1 protein-coding gene is annotated in these 1,855 nt (G+C 66.9%); it reads left to right on the top strand.

Features of this window, described 5'->3' with window-relative positions:
- Nucleotides 1–1,781, top strand: a 1,781-nt coding sequence (locus AB0J67_RS40875; RefSeq protein WP_363491173.1) for a non-reducing end alpha-L-arabinofuranosidase family hydrolase, incomplete at its 5' end; no start/stop codon positions are given.
- Nucleotides 1,782–1,855: the final 74 nt, after the last annotated feature.

The raw sequence follows: 1,855 nt of genomic DNA, 5'->3' as shown, positions 1-1,855 counted from the left end.
ACAACATCGAGAACTGGTCGTACGGCAAGACCCAGGGTGTGTACCGCATGATCCAGGACTTCAAGTCCCGTGGCGTGCCCATCGACTGCGTCGGTCTGCAGACCCACTTCACCGGCGGCAGCTCCCTGCCGAGCAACTTCCAGACCACGCTGTCCAGCTTCGCCGCCCTCGGCGTGGACGTGGCCCTGACCGAGGTCGACGTCACCAACGCCTCCACCACGCAGTACGCCGGTCTCACCCAGGCGTGCATGAACGTGCCGCGCTGCATCGGCATCACGGTGTGGGGCGTGCGCGACAGCGACTCGTGGCGCTCCAGCGAGAGCCCGCTGCTGTTCGACGGCAATGGGAACAAGAAGTCCGCCTACACGTCGGTGCTGAACGCGCTCAACGCCGTCAGCCCGTCGACCCCGCCGAGCAGCAGCCCGCCGCCGGGTGGCGCCGGCACGATCGTCGGGGTGCAGTCGGGCCGGTGCGTCGACGTGCCCAACGCGTCGCAGACCAACGGCACCCGGGTGCAGCTCTACGACTGCAACGGGCAAACCCAGCAGCGATGGACGTACACCGCCAGCAAGCAGCTGACCGTGTACGGCGGCAAGTGCCTCGACGCCAACGGCCGCGGCACCGCGAACGGCACCGCGATCATCATCTGGGACTGTAACGGGCAGACGAACCAGCAGTGGAACGTCAACTCCAACGGCACCATCAGCGGCGTTCAGTCCGGCCGGTGCCTGGACGTGTGGGGCACGGCCAACGGCCAGCAGGTCCAGCTGTACGACTGCCACGGGCAGACCAACCAGCAGTGGCGGACCACGTTCGGCGGCTCGCCCTCGCCCTCGCCGTCCGGGCCGCCCCCGTCCTCGCCGCCCCCGGGTGGCTGTGCTCTGCCCTCGACGTACCGCTGGACCTCGACCGGTGCGCTGACGAACCCGCAGAACGGGTGGGTCTCGCTCAAGGACTTCACCAACGTGGTCTACAACGGCAGGCACCTGGTCTACGGGTCCAACGTCACCAGCGGCGGAACGTACGGCTCGATGAACTTCAGCCTGTTCACGAACTGGTCCGACATGGCCTCGGCCGGGCAGAACAGCATGAGCCAGGGCACCGTGGCGCCCACCCTGCTGTACTTCGCCCCGAAGAACGTCTGGGTGCTGGCGTACCAGTGGGGGCCGACCTCGTTCAGCTACAAGACGTCGAGCGACCCGACCAACGCCAACGGCTGGTCGGCGCCACAGACGCTGTCCACCGCCAGCCTTCCCGACGCCCCGTACGGCGTGATCGACCAGACCCTCATCGGCGACGACCAGAACATGTACCTGTTCTTCGCCGGTGACAACGGCAAGATCTACCGGTCGAGCATGCCGATCGGCAACTTCCCGGGCAGCTTCGGCTCCAGTTACACGACGATCATGACCGACACGACCAACAACCTGTTCGAGGGGGTCGAGGTCTACAAGGTGCAGGGCCAGAACCAGTACCTGATGATCGTCGAGGCGATCGGCAGCCAGGGTCGCTACTTCCGCTCGTTCACGTCCAGCAGCCTGGGCGGTTCGTGGACCCCGCAGGCCGCCACCGAGAGCAACCCCTTCGCCGGCAAGGCCAACAGCGGCGCGACGTGGACCAACGACATCAGCCACGGTGACCTGGTCCGCAACAACCCCGACCAGACCAAGACCATCGACCCGTGCAACCTCCAGTTCCTCTACCAGGGGAAGAACCCCAGCGCGGGCGGCGATTACAACCTGCTGCCGTGGCGGCCGGGTGTGCTGACCCTGCAGCGCTAGGCAGTGGGCTGCTGACCCAGACCCACCCTGATCGCTGATCGTTCGGGCGTGTCCGGTGCCGGCCGGCACCGGAC

Origin of the sequence: Catellatospora sp. NPDC049609 (assembly GCF_040675365.1) — a bacterium.
Classification (GTDB): Bacteria; Actinomycetota; Actinomycetes; order Mycobacteriales; family Micromonosporaceae; genus Catellatospora.
The sequence above is the reverse complement of the archived record's forward strand: the minus strand, read 5'-3'. Positions and strand labels throughout refer to the sequence as shown.